Source organism: Fontimonas sp. FW305-C-3 (assembly GCF_058783185.1).
On the sequence record NZ_JBYSYK010000003.1, the window covers coordinates 533,239 to 555,297 of the forward strand.

Annotated in this window: 19 protein-coding genes; 2 read left to right on the top strand and 17 right to left on the bottom strand. The window is 65.3% G+C overall.

Features of this window, described 5'->3' with window-relative positions; genetic code table 11:
- Nucleotides 1-9: 9 nt before the first annotated feature.
- The 11 genes from AC3WUF_RS13960 to surE all read right to left on the bottom strand — a co-directional run bounded on the left by AC3WUF_RS13960 (nt 10) and on the right by surE (nt 13,217).
- A complete protein-coding gene (locus tag AC3WUF_RS13960; RefSeq protein ID WP_492426571.1) occupies nt 10-1,458 on the bottom strand; it encodes a hypothetical protein in 1,449 nt (482 codons plus the stop codon).
- Complete coding sequence (locus AC3WUF_RS13965; protein ID WP_492426573.1) at nt 1,455-1,883, bottom strand: cupredoxin domain-containing protein; 429 nt, start codon at nt 1,881-1,883, stop codon at nt 1,455-1,457. Before AC3WUF_RS13965 ends, AC3WUF_RS13960 begins: the two co-directional genes overlap by 4 nt.
- Before the next feature lie 21 nt (nt 1,884-1,904).
- On the bottom strand, nt 1,905-4,103 hold the full coding sequence (locus AC3WUF_RS13970) for a peptidase M19 (protein WP_492426575.1): 2,199 nt from the start codon (nt 4,101-4,103) through the stop codon (nt 1,905-1,907).
- Nucleotides 4,104-4,207: 104 nt separating this feature from the next.
- Nucleotides 4,208-5,257 (bottom strand): TauD/TfdA family dioxygenase, encoded by a 1,050-nt coding sequence (locus AC3WUF_RS13975; RefSeq protein WP_492426577.1) that lies wholly within the window; start codon nt 5,255-5,257, stop codon nt 4,208-4,210.
- A gap of 71 nt (nt 5,258-5,328) precedes the next feature.
- A complete protein-coding gene (recJ, locus tag AC3WUF_RS13980; RefSeq protein ID WP_492426579.1) occupies nt 5,329-7,050 on the bottom strand; it encodes a single-stranded-DNA-specific exonuclease RecJ in 1,722 nt (573 codons plus the stop codon).
- Between the two features lie 106 nt (nt 7,051-7,156).
- Entirely contained in the window at nt 7,157-8,260 is a 1,104-nt protein-coding gene (thrC, locus tag AC3WUF_RS13985) for a threonine synthase (protein WP_492426581.1), read from the bottom strand.
- A gap of 12 nt (nt 8,261-8,272) precedes the next feature.
- Nucleotides 8,273-9,583 carry a homoserine dehydrogenase gene (locus AC3WUF_RS13990; RefSeq protein WP_492426583.1) on the bottom strand — a complete coding sequence of 437 codons (1,311 nt, stop codon included), beginning with the start codon at nt 9,581-9,583 and terminating at the stop codon, nt 8,273-8,275.
- Nucleotides 9,580-10,815, bottom strand: coding sequence for an alanine transaminase (gene alaC, locus AC3WUF_RS13995; protein WP_492426585.1), 1,236 nt, complete (start codon nt 10,813-10,815; stop codon nt 9,580-9,582). Before alaC ends, AC3WUF_RS13990 begins: the two co-directional genes overlap by 4 nt.
- 131 nt (nt 10,816-10,946) lie before the next feature.
- The gene (locus AC3WUF_RS14000; RefSeq protein WP_492426587.1) at nt 10,947-11,774 is read right to left on the bottom strand and encodes a peptidoglycan DD-metalloendopeptidase family protein; all 828 of its coding nucleotides are present in this window, start codon (nt 11,772-11,774) and stop codon (nt 10,947-10,949) included.
- A gap of 25 nt (nt 11,775-11,799) precedes the next feature.
- Nucleotides 11,800-12,423 carry a protein-L-isoaspartate(D-aspartate) O-methyltransferase gene (locus tag AC3WUF_RS14005; RefSeq protein WP_492427198.1) on the bottom strand — a complete coding sequence of 208 codons (624 nt, stop codon included), beginning with the start codon at nt 12,421-12,423 and terminating at the stop codon, nt 11,800-11,802.
- A 47-nt stretch (nt 12,424-12,470) separates the two neighbouring features.
- The gene (surE, locus tag AC3WUF_RS14010; RefSeq protein WP_492426589.1) at nt 12,471-13,217 is read right to left on the bottom strand and encodes a 5'/3'-nucleotidase SurE; all 747 of its coding nucleotides are present in this window, start codon (nt 13,215-13,217) and stop codon (nt 12,471-12,473) included.
- Nucleotides 13,218-13,313: 96 nt separating this feature from the next.
- Here surE and AC3WUF_RS14015 point away from each other — a divergent pair, with 96 nt between their 5' ends.
- Nucleotides 13,314-13,847, top strand: a complete 534-nt coding sequence (locus AC3WUF_RS14015; RefSeq protein WP_492426591.1) for a Smr/MutS family protein — start codon at nt 13,314-13,316, stop codon at nt 13,845-13,847.
- A 23-nt stretch (nt 13,848-13,870) separates the two neighbouring features.
- Here AC3WUF_RS14015 and ispF read toward each other — a convergent pair whose 3' ends face one another.
- Genes ispF through eno form a run of 4 tightly spaced genes read right to left on the bottom strand, consistent with a single transcriptional unit; the run spans nt 13,871 to nt 16,653 of the window.
- Nucleotides 13,871-14,344 (bottom strand): 2-C-methyl-D-erythritol 2,4-cyclodiphosphate synthase, encoded by a 474-nt coding sequence (gene ispF / locus AC3WUF_RS14020; protein ID WP_492427200.1) that lies wholly within the window; start codon nt 14,342-14,344, stop codon nt 13,871-13,873.
- A 2-nt stretch (nt 14,345-14,346) separates the two neighbouring features.
- Complete coding sequence (gene ispD / locus AC3WUF_RS14025) at nt 14,347-15,069, bottom strand: 2-C-methyl-D-erythritol 4-phosphate cytidylyltransferase (RefSeq protein WP_492426593.1); 723 nt, start codon at nt 15,067-15,069, stop codon at nt 14,347-14,349.
- Nucleotides 15,070-15,348 (bottom strand): septum formation initiator family protein, encoded by a 279-nt coding sequence (locus tag AC3WUF_RS14030; protein ID WP_492426595.1) that lies wholly within the window; start codon nt 15,346-15,348, stop codon nt 15,070-15,072.
- A 9-nt stretch (nt 15,349-15,357) separates the two neighbouring features.
- Nucleotides 15,358-16,653, bottom strand: a complete 1,296-nt coding sequence (eno, locus tag AC3WUF_RS14035) for a phosphopyruvate hydratase (protein ID WP_492426597.1) — start codon at nt 16,651-16,653, stop codon at nt 15,358-15,360.
- Between the two features lie 145 nt (nt 16,654-16,798).
- Here eno and AC3WUF_RS14040 point away from each other — a divergent pair, with 145 nt between their 5' ends.
- Complete coding sequence (locus AC3WUF_RS14040) at nt 16,799-19,426, top strand: M4 family metallopeptidase (protein WP_492426599.1); 2,628 nt, start codon at nt 16,799-16,801, stop codon at nt 19,424-19,426.
- A 62-nt stretch (nt 19,427-19,488) separates the two neighbouring features.
- On the opposite strand, the gene kdsA is transcribed toward AC3WUF_RS14040, so the two are convergent.
- Together kdsA and pyrG are read right to left on the bottom strand one after the other, a co-directional pair.
- The gene (gene kdsA, locus AC3WUF_RS14045) at nt 19,489-20,322 is read right to left on the bottom strand and encodes a 3-deoxy-8-phosphooctulonate synthase (protein WP_492426601.1); all 834 of its coding nucleotides are present in this window, start codon (nt 20,320-20,322) and stop codon (nt 19,489-19,491) included.
- Nucleotides 20,319-22,004 carry a CTP synthase gene (pyrG, locus tag AC3WUF_RS14050; RefSeq protein ID WP_492426603.1) on the bottom strand — a complete coding sequence of 562 codons (1,686 nt, stop codon included), beginning with the start codon at nt 22,002-22,004 and terminating at the stop codon, nt 20,319-20,321. Before pyrG ends, kdsA begins: the two co-directional genes overlap by 4 nt.
- Nucleotides 22,005-22,059: the final 55 nt, after the last annotated feature.

The following is a 22,059-nucleotide window of genomic DNA, read 5'->3' on the forward strand; positions in this document are numbered from 1 at the left end:
AGCCTAAGATCAACGCCCCTGGATGGGCTGCGCGAGGATCCACAGGCCGAAGGTCGTGAACAGGACCATCAGCAACAGCATCGGAATCTGACTCAGCAGCGCACGACCGCGCGTCGGGAACAGGCGCAGCGCCTCGACGTGCGCGATCCAGACGCTGACGATGTGGCCGAACAGGATCAGGCCGACCTGCGTATGCCAGACCAGCCCGAGATCGGGCAGGAACGGCGCGCGAAAAAGACCTGCGGTGCCGAACAGGTTCCAGCCATAGCCGAACGGATCGGACAGCAGGCTGATGATCTTCACGCCCTGCGTCAGGATCAGGGTGTAGTAGTGGGTGATGTGGTAGACCAGCGCGATCGGCAACAGCGAATGTGCAAACGCCAGAGCCAGTTCGCGCACGCTACAGGCGCTGCGACCCAGCCACTTCGCCAGCGCGACGAAGATCAGATACACGCCGAGATACAGGAATGGCGACAGGATCAGGCACAGGGTTTCGAAGACCAGATACCAGGGGCGCAGCTGAGGATAGAGGTGGATCGGCGGCGCACCGAGCAGCTGCGTCCAGTAGCCACCGATATCGCCCCAGAACAGCATGTACCAGGCCTTGGTTGCGCGCAGGCCGTCGAAAGCAGTCGACGACAGCATGAACAGCACGAAGACCAGCAGGCTCCAGGCGGCGGCGCGATGCTGCAGCAGGCCGGCAAAGGGCATGCGCAATCGCAGATGTTGTCCCGGCGCGTAATCGATCGGCGCCATGCGCGCGGTCAGCGTCAGGAACACCGAGAAGAACTCGCCATGGCGGAACCATGCGGCAGCGCCGAACAGCCACACCGCCAGCAGATTCAACACCGTGTAGCCGCTGAGCCACTGCGCCAGCGAGAACGGCCGCGTGAAGGAGAACAGCTCAACCCAGATGAACAGCATGAACAGCGCCAGCGCCGGCCAGTACGCCAGCCGTCGCGGATACTCGAAACGTCCCTGCGAATAGGCGGGCCAGACGCGAGCGATCAACATCGCCAGCGTCCGCCAGGGATTGATCGCCGCATACAGATCGCCGATCAGCGCGGTGAGATAGGCGAAGCCCAGCACGAACACGACCCAGAAAAAGGTCATGTTGAAATTGCGGTAAGGATCGCGGCTGCCGAAGAAACCGGTCAACAGGCACAGCAGCAGGCAGAACAGCGCGAGCCCTTGCAGGACAGGCCGCAGCCGCAGACGACGCAAGGCCTGCGCAAACGCAGTGCGCCCCAGATCGACGGACCAGGGCTTGCGATGCGGCTGCGGCGCGGTTGCGAACCAGGCGGCGATCAGGAACGACAGCAGCAACGCGGCCGCCGCGCCGTAGGCGTAAAGCCAGAACGGCACCGGCAGGTTGTAGATGCGGCCGAACGAATGCGCCGCGGCGGCTGAAGGTGCCGCGGCGGCAACGGCGGCAAGGCCGAGCCGCAGTGCCCTCAACGCGGCAGCACTTCGAGCACGCCGAGCTCGGCGTGGGCGTGATGCAGCTCCAGCTCGAAACGACCGGCGTGCAGCGCGACGAAGCGCAAGGTGCCCGGCTCACCGGCACGCAGCGGCAGCGCCAGGTCGTAGCCATGCAGATGCAGTTCGTCGTTCTCGCGCGTCGTGATGCTCAGCTCGACGTCGTCGCCAGCCTGCACCTGCATCACCTTCGGCGCCGCCGGATTGCCCGGCTCGAGTGTGAAGCGCTTTGGCGCCGCGACGATCGCAGTGACCACCTGCGCTTCGCCGCTCTCCGGCGCCGCTGTTGCTGCGGGCGTTGCCACAGCGACAGCGGCCGGAGGCGTTGCGATCGGCCGCAGCAGCGCCCACAAGCCGGTCAACAGCGCCGCTGCGAGCAGAAAGAAAATGCCGATCCTAGCCATGATGCGGTCCGATCGGCCGCCTTAGCGGTCGACCGTCTGCTCCCACATCTGCAGATAGGCTTCCGCCGAGTTGTACAGCGCGTCGAGCGCTTCGCGGCCGCCTTCGAGACGGATTTCCTCGACGTAGTCCGCCACCATGCCGTAGTGCGCGGTACCGACTTCGTCGACGTTCCAGGTCTTGCCGCTCTCCGGAATCGTCTGCAGGTTGAAGGTCACCGGCTTGATGCCGGAGAACTGCGAACCCCAGTCCTCGCCCTGGAACAGGGTGAACGGATAGCTCACCGGCGCGGAGCCGGCGCCGCGCGGACCGGCGCGATCGGCAATGCCGTTGGCATCCATGCCGTAGCCGACGGCGATCGGATCGGTGCGGCCGGCGGCCTGCCAGATCGGCTTGAGCTTCTCGATGAACTCGACGTGGCCCTTGCCGTTCGGCTTGAACGGATAGATCAGGCCGCCGAGTGCGAGGATGTCCTTGGCCTGCTCGTTCGAGATACCGCCGTGGCCGCCATGCGCCGAGATCAGCGGATACGGCGGGTTCTGCGCCTTGGCCATGTCGATCATGTCCTGCTTGATCGACAGCTCGGCGTGGTCGATGTCGATGATGAACTTCTTGTCCATCAGCTTCTGCACGGTGTAATGGCCGAGTTCGGTCATGCCGCGCGCATTGCACTGGCGACGGTCCGGCGGATACAGCGGCAGCGTGCCGCCGAGCGTACCGAGCACGATGTCCGTCAGCGGATCGTTGCCGGTGCCCGGAATCGCGGTCGTCATGACAGCGCCGGCGTCGTAGAAATAGGTTTCACCCTGACCGCCATCCGGGCAGTCGTAGGTATCCCAGAAATGTCCGGTGCCCCAGAAGCCGACGAGGTTGAGCACCAGGCCGTTGAAGATGCCGGTGCCGCCGAGTGCGCTGTCGACGTCGTGGTACGGGAACAGCTCGCGCACACCCAGTTCCCAGACCTCGTCGATCTGGCGATCGATGTCGGCCTCGGTGCAGCCGGCGACTTCGCCGATGCCGAGCACCGATTTGCTCGTGCAATCGAACAGGTTGGAGAACTCCAGGCCCGGCACGACGGCGAGCTTGCCTTCGTTGATGACCTGCCGCGCCTGCGCCGGATCGCCGACGATGCGGAACCAGCCCTTGCCCGGACCGCCTTCCTGCGCGTCAACGTAGTCCTGCAGCGTCTTCAGGTACTTCACCTGGTTGATGCCCAGGCTCATGTCGTTGCAGTCGTAAGCCAGTGCCGCCGGATTGATCGTCGTCGCGTAGATGCGCGCCACTTCGCACAGCGCGGCGATGTTGGTGCCTTCCGACACCATGATGCGCAAGCCCGACTTCCAGGCACGCTCGACCCACTTGTAGTACATCGCCTGGTGCAGCTGCGAGACGTTGCCCGGCCAGTCGACGAAGCTCGGCCAGCCCTGCGTGTCGTGCATCTTCAGCGGCGTGAAGTCGAGGATCAGCGCTTCCGGATCCTGCAGGCCGTTGACACCGTGGTAGGCCTGGCAATTTTCCAGTGCGACCGGCGCGCCGAAGCGGTTGTACATCTGGCCGTACAGCACGCCACCGGCGGCCGGGCCGACGTTGCCGCTGCCGTCCGACATCTCGTGGCCCATCGCCATGTGCGTGTGCACTTCGGCAAAACCGACAACCGGCTGGTTGACGCCGCGACCCTTGTAGGTCTCGCCGACCGAGTCGGTGGAAATTTCGGGATACGGTTCGCAACCGGCTGCCGGCACGAAAGCGAAACCGGCCGGCGTGCTGCCCAGCACCAGTTGGCCCTGTTCGTTGGCGGCGAGCGACTGCCCTTCCGATTCAAGCTGCGCCGTGTACTTGCCCGGCGACGTCGCTTCGACCGTCCAGTTGCATTCGTCCGACGGCTGTTCCGCCGTCGTCACGCTGCCGTCACGACCGGACAGTAGGGTGCTCTCAGGCGTGTGGAGCAGGTACTTGCCCAGCGCCGTCGGCTTCAGATAGAAGCGCTCTGCATCGACAAGCCGCTCGGCGCTGGCCGCATAGCCGTCACCGGAGCGCGCAACGTACTGCTTGCTGTCGAGCGAACGCAGTGCGAAGCAGCGGTTGGCCAGGTCGTATTTCGTCTGCGGAGCGCCGACGAGACCGCCGGAACCTGAACCCTGCCCCACCGGGTCCGAACTACCGCAGGCCGACAGCAAAACGACAGACAGCACGGCCGCCAGGCCCGTCTTCAAAATGCGCACTGTGACTCCCCTCATGCGATGGATCGCTCTGTGGCGGCTATCGTAGGCAGCGCAGCCCCGTACCGCGAGGGTAGATATAACTTAGAACGCGCGTCAGAAAGCGCTTACGACCAGGCGACGACGATCTCGCGCGGACCCTTGAACGGCAGCCGGCCGTGACCGATCGAGCGGTTGTCGATCGCGACGATATCGCCCAGCTTCCAGGGCGTGACGACCATGTTCTTCCACATCGCATCGAAGACCCGGCGCAGGTCGGCGGCGGGGATCGGGCTGCCGTCGGCGAACGTGGCATGCATCGCCTGATCCTCCGGTTTCACCGTGAACTGCTTCCAGGCGCTCAGTGCGCGCGCGAGCAGCCAGAAGCGGAAATGCGCCCAGGTCGGACGCTTCCTGAAGATGCGGAAGTACTCGGTGTGACCGGCATCGAGGTGGAATACCTGCACGTGATTGAACCAGACCGGGACCCCAGTCTTCGGATGCGCATGCACCGGCTTGTGCTCGCTGATCAGCGCCAGGCTGCCACCCGGCTTCCACTGCGCCGTGAACCCCTCGCGCGCGCAGATGCGTTCGATCTCGGTACGGTCGGTGGTGTTGAAGATCTCGGTCCACTTCTTGAGCTGGAACAGATCCTTGCCCTGGCTCTCCGGCCCGGCGTAATTGCGGATGATGCGCAGCCCCTTGTTGGTCCAGCGCTCGCGCAGCGCCGGATCGAGATCGCGCCAGACGCCGCGGAAATCGACCAGCGGCGTCTCGCCGAACTTCTCGGGCGCAATCGTGCAGGCGAAGAAAATGTGATCCGGCGGATGCGCGGTGAACGACATCTCGTTGTGCGCGGGAATCGGATAGAAGCCCGGCAGTTCGCTGGCCGAGAACACGTAACCGCTGCGGCTCAGTGCCTGCCGCGGCGAGGTGCCGAGGTATTCGTTCTTCAGTTCGGGATCGATCGCCCGCGCCACCGTTTCGACGTCGTCGACGTGCTTCACGCCAAAGCCGCGGAACAGCATCGCGCCGTGCTTGAGCAACTGCTCACGCACCCAGCCGCGATTGGCATTCAGCCACTCGACCAGACGATCCTGGGTGCTGATTTCCCCGGGCTCGATGAGCAGGGGCAGTGACGAAGAACCAAGCGAGAACGGCAAAGGATTGCGGGTCATTGGCGGACGGAGGCTATGGACTCAGGCCGCATGATGCCGCCATTGCGCGGGAACGCAAATCCCGGCCGCTGTCAGGCCGGCCCCGACACCGCCGCGCCGGCGCGCAGCTGCACGATCCGCAGATCCAGGCTTTCACGGCCCTGCCAGCGATTGACCGCGGGCACAAACAGCAGCTCGACGAAACCGCTCGTGCAGCGACGCTCGGCGCCGCCGAAATCGATCGCGCCAACGCTGACACCCTGATGCCCGAGCGTGTATTTCACGTGATCGCCGCCGCTGCCGACGATTCGCGACTGCTGCACTTCGAAGCGCCCCTCGAACAGCGGTTCGGCAAAGCCCTGTCCCCAGGGGCCGGCATGCTCGAGCGCGGTGGCGGTCTCCACGCTCAGCTCGTCACCAAAAAGTGCGCCGTCGGTTTCGACAATGCGCAGCAGCGCCGCTTCGTCGAGCTGCTGGGTGCAGATGTGATCGAAAGCCGTGGAGAACTCGTCCAGACGCGCCGCGTCGAGACTCAGGCCCGCTGCCATCGCATGACCGCCGAAGCGAGCAATGAGACCAGGATGCTGCGCGTCGATGGCCGCCAGCGCATCGCGCAGATGCAGGCCCGCGATCGAGCGCCCGGAGCCCTTGAGCTCATTGGCCTGCTGCGCGCGTGCGAACGCAATCACCGGTCGATGGCGCGTCTCCTTGACCTTGGAAGCGACCAGACCGACGACGCCCTCGTGCCAATCCGGATGAAACAGCGACAGGCCGACGCTGCCGGCACCGTCGACCAGCTCCAGCGCATCGATCTGCATCTGCTCCTGCACTTCGCGGCGTTCGCGATTGAGCCCGTCGAGCGCACGCGCCAGCGGATCCGCGCTGCTTGCGTCGGCCGCGAGCAGGCATTCAATGCCGGTGCGCATGTCGTCGAGGCGCCCCGCTGCGTTGATGCGCGGGCCGAGCGCGAAACCCAGATCGCTGGCGCTGCAACGCGTCGCGTCGCGTCCGGCCACGCGCAGCAGTGCGAGCAAGCCCGGTCGCGCACGACCGGCGCGAATCCGCCGTAGCCCTTGCTCGACAAGGATGCGGTTGTTGCGATCGAGCTTGACCAGATCGGCGACCGTGCCGAGCGCGACCAGATCGAGAGAATCCGACAGGTTCGGTTCCGGCCGCTGCGCGAACACGCCACGCCGACGCAGCTCGGCGCGTGTCGCAAGCAGGACATAGAACAGCGTGCCAACGCCGGCCAATGCCTTCGACGCGAAATCGCAGCCGGGCTGGTTCGGATTGACGATCGCCTCCGCGGCCGGCAGCTGCGGCCCGGGCAGGTGATGATCGGTGATGACGACGCGCAGGCCCAGCTCCTGCGCGCGCGCCACGCCGGCAACGCTGGCGATGCCATTGTCGACTGTCACCAGCAGCTTCGCGCCCGTCGTCGCCGCCAGTTCGGCAAGCGCCGGAGACAGACCATAGCCCATGCGGAAGCGATCGGGAACGACGTAGTCGACGCGTGCCGCGCCGAGCGCGCGCAGGCCGAGCACGGCGAGCGCGGTTCCCGTGGCGCCATCGGCGTCGTAGTCGCCAGCAATGACGATCGGTGTTGCCTGCTCGATGGCGTCGGCAAGAATGCGAGCCGCAGTGTCGATGCCGAGCAACCCGGAAGGCGGCAGCAGCTCACCCAGTTCCATCGACAAATCAGCCGGCAGGATGCCGCGCGCCGCGTAGACGCGGCGCAGCACCGGATGCAGCGATGAGGGAAGCAGCTCCGGCTGGCCCGCCGCGCGACGGCGGATGACGGGCTCAGTCGACATCAGCGAGATTCTGCTGAACGGTCCTGCCCAGCCCCATAGCCCGGATGCCATCCGGGATATGCGCTCGCCGTAAGCCGCAAAACCTGGATTTCATCCAGGCTACTGCTTAGAGACGTGCCAGCAGCGCTTTCTCAACCGCGCCGCGCTCGGCAGCGACCTTGATCAGGCCCTGCAGACCGTCCTTCATGACGATGTCCGGATCCTTCAGGCCGTTGCCGGTCAGCGTGCAGACGACCGTCGAGCCCTGGGCGATCTTGCCGCTCTTGATGTCGCGCAGCGCGCCGCACAGCGAGGTCGCCGATGCCGGCTCGCAGAAGACGCCTTCGGTCTCCGAAAGCAGGCGCTGCGTCGCGAGGATCTCGTCGTCGGTACATTCGTCGAACCAGCCACCGGATTCCTTCTGCGCCGCCCAGGCGTGATCCCAGGACTGCGGATTGCCGATGCGGATCGCGGTCGCGACTGTCTCCGGCTCGGCGACCGGACCGCCGCGCAGGAACGGCGCGGCGCCAGCGGCCTGATAGCCGGCCATCTTCGGCAGGTTCTTGGTGAACGCTTCGATCAGGTAGCCGTCCATGCTCGCGGTCGAGCGCTGGCCGGTCGCTTCCTTGTAGCCCATCCAGTACGCACTGATGTTGCCGGCGTTGCCGACCGGCAGCGCGTGGATGTCCGGCGCGCGGCCGAGTGCTTCGACGATCTCGAACGCCGCGGTCTTCTGGCCCTGCAGGCGGAACGGATTGATCGAGTTGACGATAGCGACCGGCGCGGTCTCGGCGACTTCCTTGACCAGACGCATGCCGTCGTCGAAGTTGCCCTGGATCTGCACGACGACCGCGCCATGCACGACCGCCTGCGCCAGCTTGCCGAGTGCGATCTTGCCTTCCGGAATCAGCACGAACGCGGTGATGCCGGCGCGTGCCGCATACGCAGCTGCGGCGGCCGAGGTGTTACCGGTCGACGCGCAGATGATCGCCTTGCTGCCTTCATGCACGGCCTGCGTCACCGCGCTGGTCATGCCGCGGTCCTTGAACGAGCCGGTCGGATTTAGACCTTCGAACTTGACGTACAGCTCGCCGGTGAAGCCCACCTGGCGCGGCAGGTTGTCGAGCTTGATCAGCGGCGTGCGGCCTTCGCTGAGCGCGATCGCGCGGACGTTGTCGGCGAAAGGAAGACGCTTGCGGTACTGATCGATGAGGCCGGTGTAACGGGTCATGTCTTGTAAACCTTAGGAAAACTTTTCGACGCGGAAACGGGTGGCGCCCGTGCGCACGAACGGCAGCTTCTGGATTTCGGCAAGCGCCGCGGAGAAATGATGCTCGGCGATGACCGACGTGATCAGCGCGACGGTTGCATCGTCGCCTCCGCGCGGTTCGCGCTGCAGGATCGCCTCGACGCTGATGTCGTGCGCGGCGAGGATCGCAGTCAGCTGCGACAGCACGCCGGGCTCGTCGGCAACGCGCAGACGCAGGTAGATCGCGCTGGCGGTCTGCGCCGGCTCGATCACCGGCAAGGACTGCAGCGCCTCCGGCTGGAAGGCCAGCGCCGGCACGGCATGTTTCGGATCGGCGGTCAGTGCGCGCGCGATGTCGAGAATGTCGGCCACCACTGCGGACGCCGTCGCATCGCCACCGGCACCGCGACCGTAGAAGCCAACCTGACCGACGGCATTGCCCTGCACGACGACGGCATTGAGCACGCCGTCGACCTTGGCGATCAGCTGGTCTTCCGGAATCAGCGTCGGATGCACGCGCAGTTCGACGCCCTTGTCGCTGCGCTTGGCGATGCCGAGCAGCTTGATGCGATAGCCGAAGACCTGCGCGATCTTGATGTCTTCCGGCGTGACATTGGTGATGCCTTCGATCGCGACGCGGTCGAAGGACAGCGGCATGCCGAAACCGATCGCGGCCAAAATCGACAGCTTGTGCGCAGCGTCCACGCCTTCAACGTCGAAAGTCGGATCCGCCTCGGCATAGCCGAGCTTCTGCGCGGCCGCCAGCGCGTCGGCGAAGGATTCACCCTTCTCCGCCATCTGCGTCAGGATGTAATTGCAGGTGCCGTTGATGATGCCGGCGATGCCGTGGATCACGTTGCCGGCGAGGCCTTCGCGGATCGCCTTGATGATAGGAATGCCTCCGGCTACCGCGGCTTCGAACGCTACCACCGTGCCCTTGCTGCGCGCCGCCTCGAAGATCTCGTTGCCGTTCTCGGCGAGCAGCGCCTTGTTGGCGGTGACCACCGGCTTGCCGGCGGCAATCGCGGCGAGCGTGACATCGCGTGCAGTGCCCTGCCCACCGATCAGCTCGACAACGATGTCGATCTTGGCCTCGCGCACCATGCGCACGCCGTCTTCCCACAACTGCACGCCTTCCAGCGAGCAATCGCGCTCGCGCTTCAGGTCGCGCGAATTCGCATCGGTGACGATCACCGGCCGGCCGACGCGACGCGAAATTTCCGCGGCGTTGTTCGCGAGCAGGCGCAGCACGCCCTGGCCGACGGTGCCCAGGCCGATGACGCCAACGCGGACCGGCGCGGTCATGCCGGCGCTCCGGCCTTGAGCATCTTCTTGATGCCGCGCAGCGCCTGGCGCGTGCGGTGTTCGTTCTCGATCAGCGCGAAGCGCACATGCGTGTCGCCGTACTCGCCGAAGCCAATACCCGGCGACACCGCGACCTTGGCCTCATCGAGCAGGCGCTTGGCGAACTCGATCGAACCGAGCTTCTTGAACGGCTCCGGAATCTCGGCCCAGACGAACATCGTCGCCTTCGGCTTCTCGACCTTCCAGCCGGCGGCATTCAAGCCTTCGCACAGCACGTCGCGGCGCGAGCGGTACATCTCGCAGATTTCGTTGACGCAATCCTGCGGGCCTTCGAGCGCAGCGATGGCGGCGACCTGGATCGGCGTGAACATGCCGTAGTCGAGGTAGGACTTCATGCGCGCCAGCGCGCCGACCAGTGTCGGGTTGCCGGCCATGAAGCCGACGCGCCAGCCCGGCATGTTGTAGGACTTCGACAGCGTGAAGAACTCGACCGCAACGTCCTTCGCGCCCGGCACCTGCAGCACCGAAGGCGCCTTGTAACCGTCGAACACGATGTCGGCGTAGGCGAGATCGTGAACCAGCCAGATCTGGTGCTCGCGGCATAGCGCGACGGCTTTCTCGAAGAAGGCCAGATCGACGCACTGCGAGGTCGGATTGCCGGGGAAGTTGAGGATCAACATCTTCGGCGCCGGCCAGGTTTCCTTGATCGCCCGCTCGAGTTCCTCGAAGAAGTCGACGTCTGGCGTCATGCGCACATGACGCACGTCGGCGCCGGCGAGGACGACGCCGTAAGGATGAATCGGGTATGCCGGATTCGGCACCATGACGACATCGCCCGGAGCGAGCGTCGCGAAGGCCAGATGCGCGAGGCCTTCCTTGGAACCGATCGTCGCGATGACCTCGGACGTCGCGTCGAGCTCGACGTCGTAGCGGCTCTTGTACCAGCGCGTGATCGCACGGCGCAGGCGCGGCACGCCCTTCGACACCGAGTAGCGGTGCGTGTGGGTGCCCTCTTCGTTGAGATGCTCGGGCTTGACGTATTCCGAGTCGGTGCCGCGCACGGCGGCTTCGACGAGCTTGTCGACGATGTGGCGCGGCGTCGGCTGGTCGGGATTGCCCATGCCGAAGTCGATGATGTCCTCGCCCCTAGCTCGGGCCGCCTGCTTCAACTCGCCGATGATATTGAAGACGTAGGGCGGCAGGCGCTCGATGCGCGGAAAGACGGTGTTCACAGTGATCCCGGGGGTAAGTCCAGACGGCGGACGAAAAAGGGGCCGTATTATCCGGTCACCCCCCTTAACTTGCAAAGCAGCGCCGCGCTAGGCGGCGCAGGCTTTTGCGGGGCAGTTTTGCCGAGCTGTTTCTACTTCGCCGAAGCCGTCGAGCCGACCAGCTTGCTCGCCGGATCGATCGGCTTGCCGCTCTTGCGGATTTCGAAGTGCAGCAGCGGCTTGTTCTCCGGCCCGCGGCCCATCTCGGCGATCGGCTGGCCGGCGGTGACCAGATCGCCTTCCTTGACGTGGCGCGAACGGTTGTAACCGTAGGCCGACAGGTACATCTCGTCGTGCTTGATGATGATCAACTCGCCATAGCCCTTCAGCGCATTGCCGCTGTAGACCACCCGCCCCGGGGCCGCGGCGAAGATCGGCTGGCCGTTCTTGCCGCCGATGTCCATGCCACGGTTGCTGCTCTGCGCGAAGTTGCGCAGCAGCGTGCCTTCGGCCGGCCAGACCCAGGCGTAGTCGCCGGCGACCGCGGGCGGCAGCTCATCGTATTCCTGCACCGGCGGCATCTGCGTCAAGGTCGGTGGTGCGCTGTTGGGCGTCACCGGCTGCGGCTTGCCGATGTTGACGTCGGCAATGCCGATCGATTCGATCTCGCCCGAGAAGCGCTTTTCCGGCGGCGGCTGCGACAGGCGCAGCAGCTGGCCCGGATAGATCAGATATTCGTTGCCGATCTTGTTCCAGGCCGCGAGCTGGCGAAAATCGACGTTGTTGCGAAAGGCGATCGAATAGACGGTATCGCCGCGCTGCACGCGGTATTCGCCGTCCTTGACCGCAGTCTGGTTCTGCGGCGCAACCACCGGCACTTCGCGTTCGTCTTCCCAGCTCGACCAGCCCGCGCAGCCGCTCAGCGTCGCAGCGCTCAGCAGCGCAAGAACCTGCAGGGTTTTCGGACCATTAGGACGCATAGCGCGATTCACCTTCGAAGCCTGATCAAGCCTTGCCTGGCAGCAAGGGTACAAAACTGACGCGACTGACGTCCTGTTCGCGCGCGCCGGCACCACGGCGTTCAAGCAGCTTCAGGGTCTGACCGCCCTGCGGGCCGACCGGGATCACCAGGCGCCCGCCCGGCGCGAGCTGATGGATCAGCGCCGGAGGCACGGATTCGGCACCGGCAGTGACGATGATGCCGTCATACGGCGCATACGGCGCCCAGCCGTTCATGCCGTCGGCATAGCCGAAATGGATGTTGCGGTAATGCAGCGCCGACAATCGCTTGCGCGCCTGCTCGGACAGCGGCTTGATGCGCTCGACCGTGAACACCGTCTGCACCAGCTCGGCCAGCACCGCGGTCTGGTAACCGCAACCGGTGCCGATCTCCAGCACGCGCAACGGCGTCTTGCGGGAAGTCAGCAGCACCTGGGTCATCAGCGCGACGATGTAAGGCTGCGAAATCGTCTGCGCATGGCCGATCGGCAGCGCGTTGTTCTCGTAGGCGCGGTTCTTCAGCGCATCGTCGACGAACTCGTGCCGCGGCACCTTGGCGATCGCCGCCAGCACCCGTTCCTCGCTGATGCCTTGCTTGCGCAGTTCCTCGACCAGACGCTGCTGCTGCATGTTGCTGCCGACGTTGGCCGGCAGCACGCGACTGTTGCGCTGTGGCGTCACAGTGCGGCCGCCCAGCTGGCCAGGCGCTCGAGTGCCGCATGACGGGTCAGGTCGACCAGCAGCGGGGTCAGCGCGACGCGGCCGTTGGCAATGGCATGGAAATCGGTGCCCGGACCGCAGTCGGCTTCACCGCCGGCGCCGCCGATCCAGTAGATCGCGCGGCCGCGCGGGTCCTGCGAGCGCATCGCCGCCTCGGCACGGTGGCGGTTGCCCAGGCGCGTCACTTCATAGCCCTTGAGTTCTTCCCAGGGAACGTCCGGCACGTTGACATTGAGGATCGTGTCGCCCGGCAACGGCGCGGCTTCGAGCTGCTCGACCATGCGCAGCGCGACGCGTGCCGCCGTCGCGTAATGCTTGGGCGACACGCCGACGCTGGAGATCGCGATGGCCGAATAGCCCAGGTGACGGCCTTCCATTGCGGCCGCGACGGTGCCCGAATACAGCGTGTCGTCGCCCAGATTGGCGCCGGCGTTGATGCCGGAGACGACCATGTCCGGCTGCTCTTCGAGCAATCCGGTCAGTGCCAGATGCACGCAGTCGGTCGGCGTGCCGTCGACGCACATCGTGCCGTCGGCATGCTCCTGGACCCGAACCGGGTTGAGCAGCGTCAGCGAATTGCTGGCGCCGCTGCGGTTGCGATCGGGCGCAACGACGGTGACTTTGTGGCGACTGCGCAGATGGTCGCGCAGGCAGACGAGGCCCGGCGCCATGCAGCCGTCGTCATTGGAAAGCAGGATTTTCATAGGGCAGCGGTCAGTTCGCGCCAGTGTACCGATTTCGCTCGCTATCATGGGCGCCCAGATCAGCAGAAAAACCACCTAATTCCGGGGTCTGCCCCCATGTGCCCGACCGACGAGGACGACTTCGAGCTGTTTCGCCAGGCGACCCGCGACGTGCGCCGGGCGAAGCCGTCAAACCGCGCAGACACGGGCCTGGCGAAGCCGAAGCCGCAGGCGCGCCAGCAGCAGCTCGACGATGCGGAAGTCCTGCGTGAGCTTTTGCGGGAACCGGATCCGGATATCCTCGAACACGGCGAAACCCTGCAGTACCGCGCTCCGGGCCAGCCCGAGTCCGTTCTGCGCCGCCTGCGCCGCGGCCATTACCGCATCGAAGCCAATCTCGATCTGCACGGCCATAACCGCTTTCAGGCGCAGGCTGCCCTCAACCAGTTTCTCGCGGAATGCCAGTACCACGGCCAGCACAGCCTGCGGATCGTCCATGGCAAGGGCAACGGATCGCCGAACAGCGGTCCCGTCATCAAGCGCCTGCTCGACAGCTGGCTACGCAAACGCAAGGACGTCCTCGCCTACTGCAGCGCGCGCCAGGTCGACGGCGGCAGCGGGGCGATCTACGTGCTGCTCAGGACGCGTTAACCGGCACTGGGGCTGCGCACAGCCTAATCGCCCGTCAACAGCACAACCGCATGCGCCGCCAGGCCTTCCTTGCGGCCGATGGCGTCCATGCCTTCGTTGGTCGTCGCCTTGACGTTGACCTGATCGAGCGAGACCTGCAGGTCCTGCGCGAGGACTTCGCGCATCGCGCCGATGTAGTTCGCGACCCGCGGCGCCTGGGCGATCAGCGTCAGATCGGCATTGACGACCGCGTAGCCGGCAGCCTGCACTCGGCGCATGACCTCGCGCAGCAACACGCGACTGTCGGCGCCGCTGTATTGCGGATCGGTGTCCGGAAACAGTTTGCCGATATCACCGGCGGCGATCGCGCCGAGCAGCGCATCGCACAGCGCATGGATTACCGCATCGCCATCCGAATGTGCGATCAGGCGAAACGGGCACTCGATCCGCACGCCGCCGAGCACGACGCCTTCGCCGGCTTCAAGCCGGTGCGAGTCGAACCCGTGGCCGATGCGCAGCTTCATGACGGCGGGCGCTGCTGGGCGAGGAAGAATTCGGCGAGCGGCAGGTCTTCGGCATAGGTGACTTTGATATTCGAGGTCGCACCGCGCACCAGGCGCGGCTTGAAACCGGCCAGTTCCATCGCGCTGCTCTCGTCGGTGACCTCAACGCCGCTGCCGGCGCTGGCCTGCAGTGCCGTCATCAGCTCGCTCAGCGGAAACAGCTGCGGCGTCAATGCGCGCCAGCACGCCGAGCGATCGACCGTTTCCGTCACGCGTGTCTGATTGCCGCGCTTGAGGGTATCGGCAACCGGGACAGCGAGCAGGCCGCCATCGCGATCGGTGACTTCCTCGTGCAGCCGGCGGATTTCCGACAGCGTCACGCACGGCCGCGCCGCGTCGTGAACGAGCACCCGCACATCGCTGAAACCGCGGCTGCGTTCCGCAACAAGCTGCAGGCCGGCGAGCACCGATTCCGACCGCGCCTTGCCGCCAACGGTGGTCACGATGCGCGGATGATGCGCCAGCGGCAGCTTGGCGAACTCGTTGTCCTGGCGCGCGAGCACGAGCACGACGCCGTCGATCCAGCCCAGATTGAGAAAAGGCGCGAGGCTCCACTCAAGCATGCTGCGGCCGCGCAGATGGACGTACTGCTTGGGCTGGTCGATGCCCATGCGGCTGCCGCCGCCGGCAGCGGGGATCACAGCCCAATAGCGCGGAGCTTGCTGCGCCGTACCGGCCATTCAGGGGTTCACGACAAGATAGAAGGTCTCGCCTTCCTTGATCATGCCCAGCGTCGTGCGCGCGCGCGCTTCGATGGCGACGGTGCCGTTGCCGAGATCTCGGACCTCGGCATCGAGCGCGGCGTTGCGTGCGCGCAGTTGCTCGTTCTTGGCGCTGTACTCGCTCAGTTCGGACTTGAGCCGGTGCGTATGCGAAATGCCGCCGTCGGCGATCCAGAGACGCCACTGCAGAGTCAGCAGCAGCAGTCCGAGGATTGCGAGGGCGGCGCGATTCGCCATATGACCGGACTAGATCTCCACTGGGAAAGCAGCCTTGCCCGGGTAGCGGGCACGCTTGCCGAGTTCACGTTCGATACGCAGCAGCTGGTTGTACTTGGCCATGCGATCCGAGCGGCACAGCGAGCCGGTCTTGATCTGCGTGGCGGTCGTGCCAACCGCGATGTCGGCGATCGTAGCATCTTCGGTTTCGCCCGAGCGATGCGAGACGACACTGGAGTAGCCGGCATCGGTCGCCATCTGGATCGCGTCCAGCGTCTCGGTCAGCGTGCCGATCTGGTTCGGCTTGATCAGGATCGAGTTGGCGATGCCCTTGGCGATGCCTTCCGAGAGGATCTTGGTGTTGGTCACGAACAGATCGTCGCCCACCAGCTGGACCTTCTTGCCGAGCAGGTCGGACAGCGTCTTCCAGCCCTTCCAGTCGCCCTCGGCCATGCCGTCCTCGATCGAGATGATCGGGTACTTGGCGCACAGGCCGCCGAGGTATTTGGCGAACTCCTCCGGCGAGAACGAACGGCCTTCGCCGTGCAGGTGATACTTGCCCTTGCTGAAGAACTCGGTCGAAGCGACGTCGAGACCCAGATAAACGTCCTTGCCCGCCTTGTAGCCGGCCTTCTCGATCGCCTCGAGCAGGCAATCCAGCGCAGCGGCGTTCGACGGCAGGTTCGGCGCGAAGCCACCCTCGTCGCCGACCGCGGTGTTGAGCTTGCGCGTCTGCAGCACCTTCTTCAGCGTGTGGAAGATCTCGGCGCCCTGGCGCATGGCTTCCGAGAAGCTCGCGGCGCCGACCGGCAGGATCATGAATTCCTGGATGTCAACGTTGTTGTCGGCATGCGCGCCGCCGTTGATGACGTTCATCATCGGCACCGGCAGCGTCGTGCTGGAAATGCCGCCGAGGTGGCGGTACAGCGGCAGCAGGTTCTCTTCGGCCGCAGCCTTGGCGGTCGCCAGCGACACCGCGAGGATCGCGTTGGCGCCGAGCTTGGCCTTGTTGTGCGTGCCGTCGAGGTCGATCATGACCTGGTCGACGCGGCCCTGATCCTGAGCATCCAAGCCGATCACCGCCTTGGCGATGACGGTCTCGACGTTCTTCACTGCTTTTTGCACGCCCTTGCCCATGAAACGGGCGCGGCCCTTGGCTGGCGCACCATCACGCAGCTCGACGGCCTCGCGCGAACCGGTGGAGGCGCCCGACGGCGACGCGGCGCGGCCAACGGCCCCGGAATCCAGCGTGACGACGGCTTCAACCGTGGGATTGCCGCGGGAGTCGATGATCTCGAGGGCGGTGACGCGTTCGATGGCAGACATCTGTAGGTAGTAATCCCTAGTGAGGTGGTGCGGTTGATCCAGTTATTTTAGTGCCTGTCGCATTCTGCGTCACGGTGGCCGTTGGGGCGGCTGACGTGCGCAATCATTACCGCCCGCGCAGACGGGCCGCCTCCAGAGGGAAATCATGAAACAGTCCATGCACGTCGCGGCGCGCTCGCTGCTGGTGGCCAGCCTGCTCGGCGCCTGGGCCGGCCCGGCCAGCGCCATTCCGGAACGCCTGCTCAAGTCCCCTGCGGAACTGCTGCAACGCCTGCGCGACAACGCCGCCGGCACGCTGCTCGACCGGCAGATTGCCGACCAGAGCTACCGGGCGATTCACACCGCCGGCGTCGCGCCGCTGTTGGTCGACGGTGCAGGTACGGAACCGAAGGTCCGCGCCCTGTCCTTCCTGTCGGTCTACGGCAACTTGTTCGGCATCACCGATGCCGTGCAGGAGCTGGGAAAGACCCGCGTTTCCAGAGACGCCGCCGGCAACACCCACGTGCACATGGAGCAGCTGCACAATGGACTGCCGGTGTTCGGCGCCCGCTTGGTCGTTCACATGAATGACAACGGCATCCTCGGCACCAGCGGCGTGTTCGTCGACGGCCTGGGCGAACTGCCCACGCGTGCCAAGCTCGAAACCGGCGATCTGCGCAACCGCGCCCTCGCCACCGCGCGCAAGCTGCATCCGCAGGCTTCGCAGCTGAACATCGAATCGACCCGCCTGATGATCTACCGCAGCGGGCTGCTCAAGGGCGTCGCCGGCCGCAATCATCTCGCCTACGAGGCAATGATCCGTGGCGGCGCACAAGACATCATCCGCGATCGCATCATCCTCGATGCGAACAGCGGCGCGGTGCTCAACCGTATCGACGAGATTCACAGTCAGCTGAATCGCGAAATCTACACGCCCAACATCAATGTGACGCCGCTACTGACCGAAGGCAGCGCACTGGCGCCGGCCGACATTCCCTTGACCGGCGACGGCCCGAGCGACCCGCTGTCGCGCCTGCCGAGATTGCCCACCGACAATCTCTACATCTTCGCCGGCGGCACCTATGCGCTCTACAAGAACCTGTTCGGCCGCGAAGGCTATGACGACGGCGACACGCCGCCGGAAGAACAGGCGCAGCGCAGCGTCTATCTCGTCAATGCCCAGTGCCCGAACGCTTACTGGGACGGCACGTCGACCAACTACTGCCCGCTGTTCGATGCCGACGACGTCGTCAGCCACGAATGGAGCCATGCCTACACCGAATACACGCACGGTCTGGTCTACCAGTACCAGTCGGGCGCGCTCAATGAAGCCTATTCGGACATCTTCGGCGAAACCTACGACCTCGTGAACGGCATCGAAGGCCCGCTCGGCGTCACCCTGACCGAAGGCGAGTACTTCGAGAACGGCGGCAGCCGCTGGGTCGTCGGCGAGGACCTGTCCGAAGTTGCGGCGGCACTCCTGCTGCGCGACATGTGGGATCCGGACAATTTCGCAATCCACGTGCCGATTCTCGGCCTGCCGATCACGACGTTCGCGCCCTCGCCCGGCAGCGTCATCACTTCGGAAAACTATTACTGCGGCACCGGCGACGGCGGCGGCGTGCACACCAATTCCGGTGTGCCGAATCATGCCTTCGCGATGCTGGTCGACGGCAAGGAATTCAACGGCGTCACGATCCCGAAGATCGGCCTGATCAAGGCAGTGCACATCTACTTCCATGCGCAGACGCACTACCAGACGCCGACGACCAACTTCGCCCAGCATGCCGATGCGCTCGAGCAGTCCTGCACCGACCTGATCGGCGCGCCGCTCAACAATGTGCTCGGCGAAGTCTCCGGCGAAGTCATCAGCGCCGCCGATTGCGAGGCCGTGCACGCTGCGACGGTCGCGGTCGAATTCCGCGAGAGTCCGAAGGAGAAGTGCGGTTACGTACCGGTGCTGCAGCCGGAAGCCGAGACTCCCGCGCTGTGCCCGGAGGGCCAGGCGCCCGAACCGAGCTTCTCCGAAACCTGGGAGAGCGGCGCGATCCCGAGCGGCTGGTCGCTGGGCAAGAACCTCACCGGCGACACTGAGCCGCCGATCTTCGCCTTCGAGGTCAAGGACGATCTGCCGCCGCCGCATGGCGGACATGCCGCCTTCGCGATCGACGACACCGGCGGCACCTGCGCGGCGGGCGGCGATTACTCGGGCGCGTTCTGGATGGACTCACCCGCAATCACCGTCACCGACGCAGCGAGCTTCCTGACCTTCACCCACTTCGTGCAGACCGAAGCGGAAGTCGACGGCGCGATCCTCCGATACAGCGTCGGCAACGGCGAATTCTCTGCGGTGCCGGCAGAAGCCTTCACTCACAACGCCTACAACTCGACGCTGCGCGGCCCACCGCCGCTCGACCAGAACACCAACCCGCAGGCCGGTGAGATGGCCTGGAGCGGCTCGGATCAGGGCGAAGCCACCGGCAGCTGGGGTCGCAGCGTCGTCGACCTGAGCAAGCTCGGCGTCGTTGCCGGCGACACGCTGCACTTCCGCTGGGAATTCGGCCAGGACGGCTGCGGCGGCAACCGCGGCTGGTATGTCGACGACACCGCGGTGTTCAGCTGCAAGGTCGGTGGCAGCGGTCTGCCGCCGCCAACCACAGGCGGTGGCACGACCGGTGGAACCCCCGGCGGCGGCACACCCGATGCCGGGCGCTTCGGCGCGAGTGCACTGGGCTGGCTGCTGCTGATGCCGCTGCTGCTGGCCGGTCTGCTGCGACGCCGCCTCGGCGCCTGAATCACGGGCAAGAAAAAGGGCGGTCGGTAAACCCGACCGCCCTTTATTGTTCCCGCGAAAAACTAAACCAGCTCGTCTTCGAGCAACGGACCCGACTTCACGACACGATCCAGCTCGACCAGCGTCGTCAGCAGCGACTCGATCTTCTTCAACGGCAGCGAGTTCGGGCCGTCGCACAGCGCCGAATCGGGATCGGGGTGGGTTTCCATGAACAGACCGGCGACGCCGGCACCGATCGCGGCGCGCGCCAGCACCGGAATCATCTCGCGCATGCCGCCGGACGCCGTGCCCTGTCCGCCCGGCAGCTGCACCGTGTGCGTGCCATCGAACACGACCGGCGCGTACTTGCGCATGATCGCCAGGCCGCGCATGTCGGCGACGAGGTTGTTGTAGCCGAACGAGAACCCACGCTCGCAGAGCATGAACTGGTGTTCGGCGACGGCGGTCATCTTCTCGATGACGTTGCCCATTTCCCAGGGCGACATGAACTGACCCTTCTTCACGTTGATCGGCCGACCGGTACGGGCGACGTTCTGCATGAAGTTGGTCTGACGGCACAGGAACGCCGGCGTCTGGATCACGTCGATGACGGCTGCGACTTCGCCCAGCGGCGTGTCTTCGTGAACGTCGGTCAGCACCGGCACGCCGATCTGCTTCTTGACGCTCTGCATGATCTTCAGGCCGCCTTCGAGGCCCGGACCGCGATAGCTCTTGTGCGAGCTGCGGTTGGCCTTGTCGAAGGAACCCTTGAACACGTAGAGGATGCCGAGCTTGTCGGCAATCGCCTTGACGTGACCGGCAACATCCAGCGCCAGCTGTTCGGACTCCAGCGTGTCCGGGCCGGCGATCAGGAAGAAGGGATTGCGCCCGCCGATGTCGCGATTGAGCAGCTTCACGCTACTTTCGCCGGGCTGACTGCCTCGCTGCCGCCGCGATGCGCCAGATGCTGCTCGCGCGCGGCTTTCACGAAGCCCTCGAACAGCGGATGGCCATCGCGCGGCGTCGACGTGAACTCCGGATGGAACTGACAGCCGACATAGAACGGATGATTCGGCAGCTCGACCATTTCGACCAGCTCGTTCTCGACCGATTCGGCGACCAGATCAAGACCGCCAGCGCTCAGGCGTTCCTTGTAGTTGTTGTTGAACTCGAAACGGTGGCGATGGCGCTCGCTGATGATCTCGGCGTTGTACAAGGCGCGCGACCGCGAGCCGGCCTTCAGGCGGCAGGCCTGCGAACCGAGGCGCATCGTGCCGCCCTTGTTCGACTCCAGCGTACGTACGTGCATGCGGCCTTCGGCATCGCGCCAGTCGGTGACGAGCGCGATGACCGGATGCGGGGTCTTGTCGTTGAATTCGGTGCTGTGCGCGTCGGTGAGGCCGCAGACATTGCGCGCGTAGTCGATGACCGCCACCTGCATGCCGAGGCAGATGCCCAGGTACGGAATTTTGTTCTCGCGGGCATAGCGCGCGGCGAGGATCTTGCCCTCGATGCCGCGTTCACCGAAGCCGCCGGGCACCAGGATCGCATCGGCGCCCTGCAGCACGCGCACGCCCTGGGTCTCCAGCGTTTCCGATTCCACGTAGCGGATGCGCACGCGCGTCGCGGTGTGCATGCCGGCATGCGACAGTGCTTCGTTGAGCGACTTGTAGGCATCGGCCAGATCGACGTACTTGCCGACCATCGCGATCTGCACTTCGGTGTCCGCCGAAACCTTGGCTTCGACCAGACGCTCCCAGGCCGACAGGTCGGCATTGCGGCTTTCGAGGCCAAAGTGCTTGACGACCAGATCGTCGAGGCCCTGCTGGTGCAGCCAATGCGGAATCTTGTAGATGTCGTCGAGGTCGATCGCCGAAATCACCGCGCGGTACGGCACGTTGGTGAACAGTGCGATCTTGCGGCGCTCGCTGTCCGGCAGCGTGCGCTCACTGCGGCAGATCAGCAGGTCTGGCTGGATACCGATGCTGCGCAGTTCCTTGACCGAATGCTGCGTCGGCTTGGTCTTCAGCTCGCCGGAGGCCTTCACGAACGGCACCAGCGTCAGGTGCATGTACATCGCCCGCTCGCGGCCGAGTTCGACGCCCATCTGGCGGATCGCCTCGAGGAACGGCAGCGACTCGATATCACCGACCGTACCGCCGATCTCGACCATGCAGATATCGGCGCCGGCGGCGCCCTTCAGCACGTTGGTCTGGATTTCGTCGGTGATGTGCGGGATGACCTGCACGGTCTTGCCGAGATAATCGCCGCGGCGCTCCTTCTCGAGCACATTGCGGTAGACCTGACCGGTCGTCAGATTCGAGTAGCGCGTGGTCTTGCCACGCAGGAAGCGCTCGTAATGGCCGAGATCGAGGTCGGTTTCCGCGCCGTCCTCGGTGACGAAGACTTCACCGTGCTGGAACGGACTCATCGTGCCGGCGTCGACGTTGATGTACGGGTCGAGCTTGATCATGCTCACCGTAAAGCCGCGCGACTCAAGGATGGCGCCCAGGGAGGCGGCAGCGATGCCCTTCCCCAACGAGGACACCACGCCTCCGGTCACAAAAATAAATCGCGTCTGATGGGGCGCGTCAGGCATGGCGGGATCGGGGCAATGGGTTTCGACAATTTTACGGGAAGCGCCCGCATCCGTC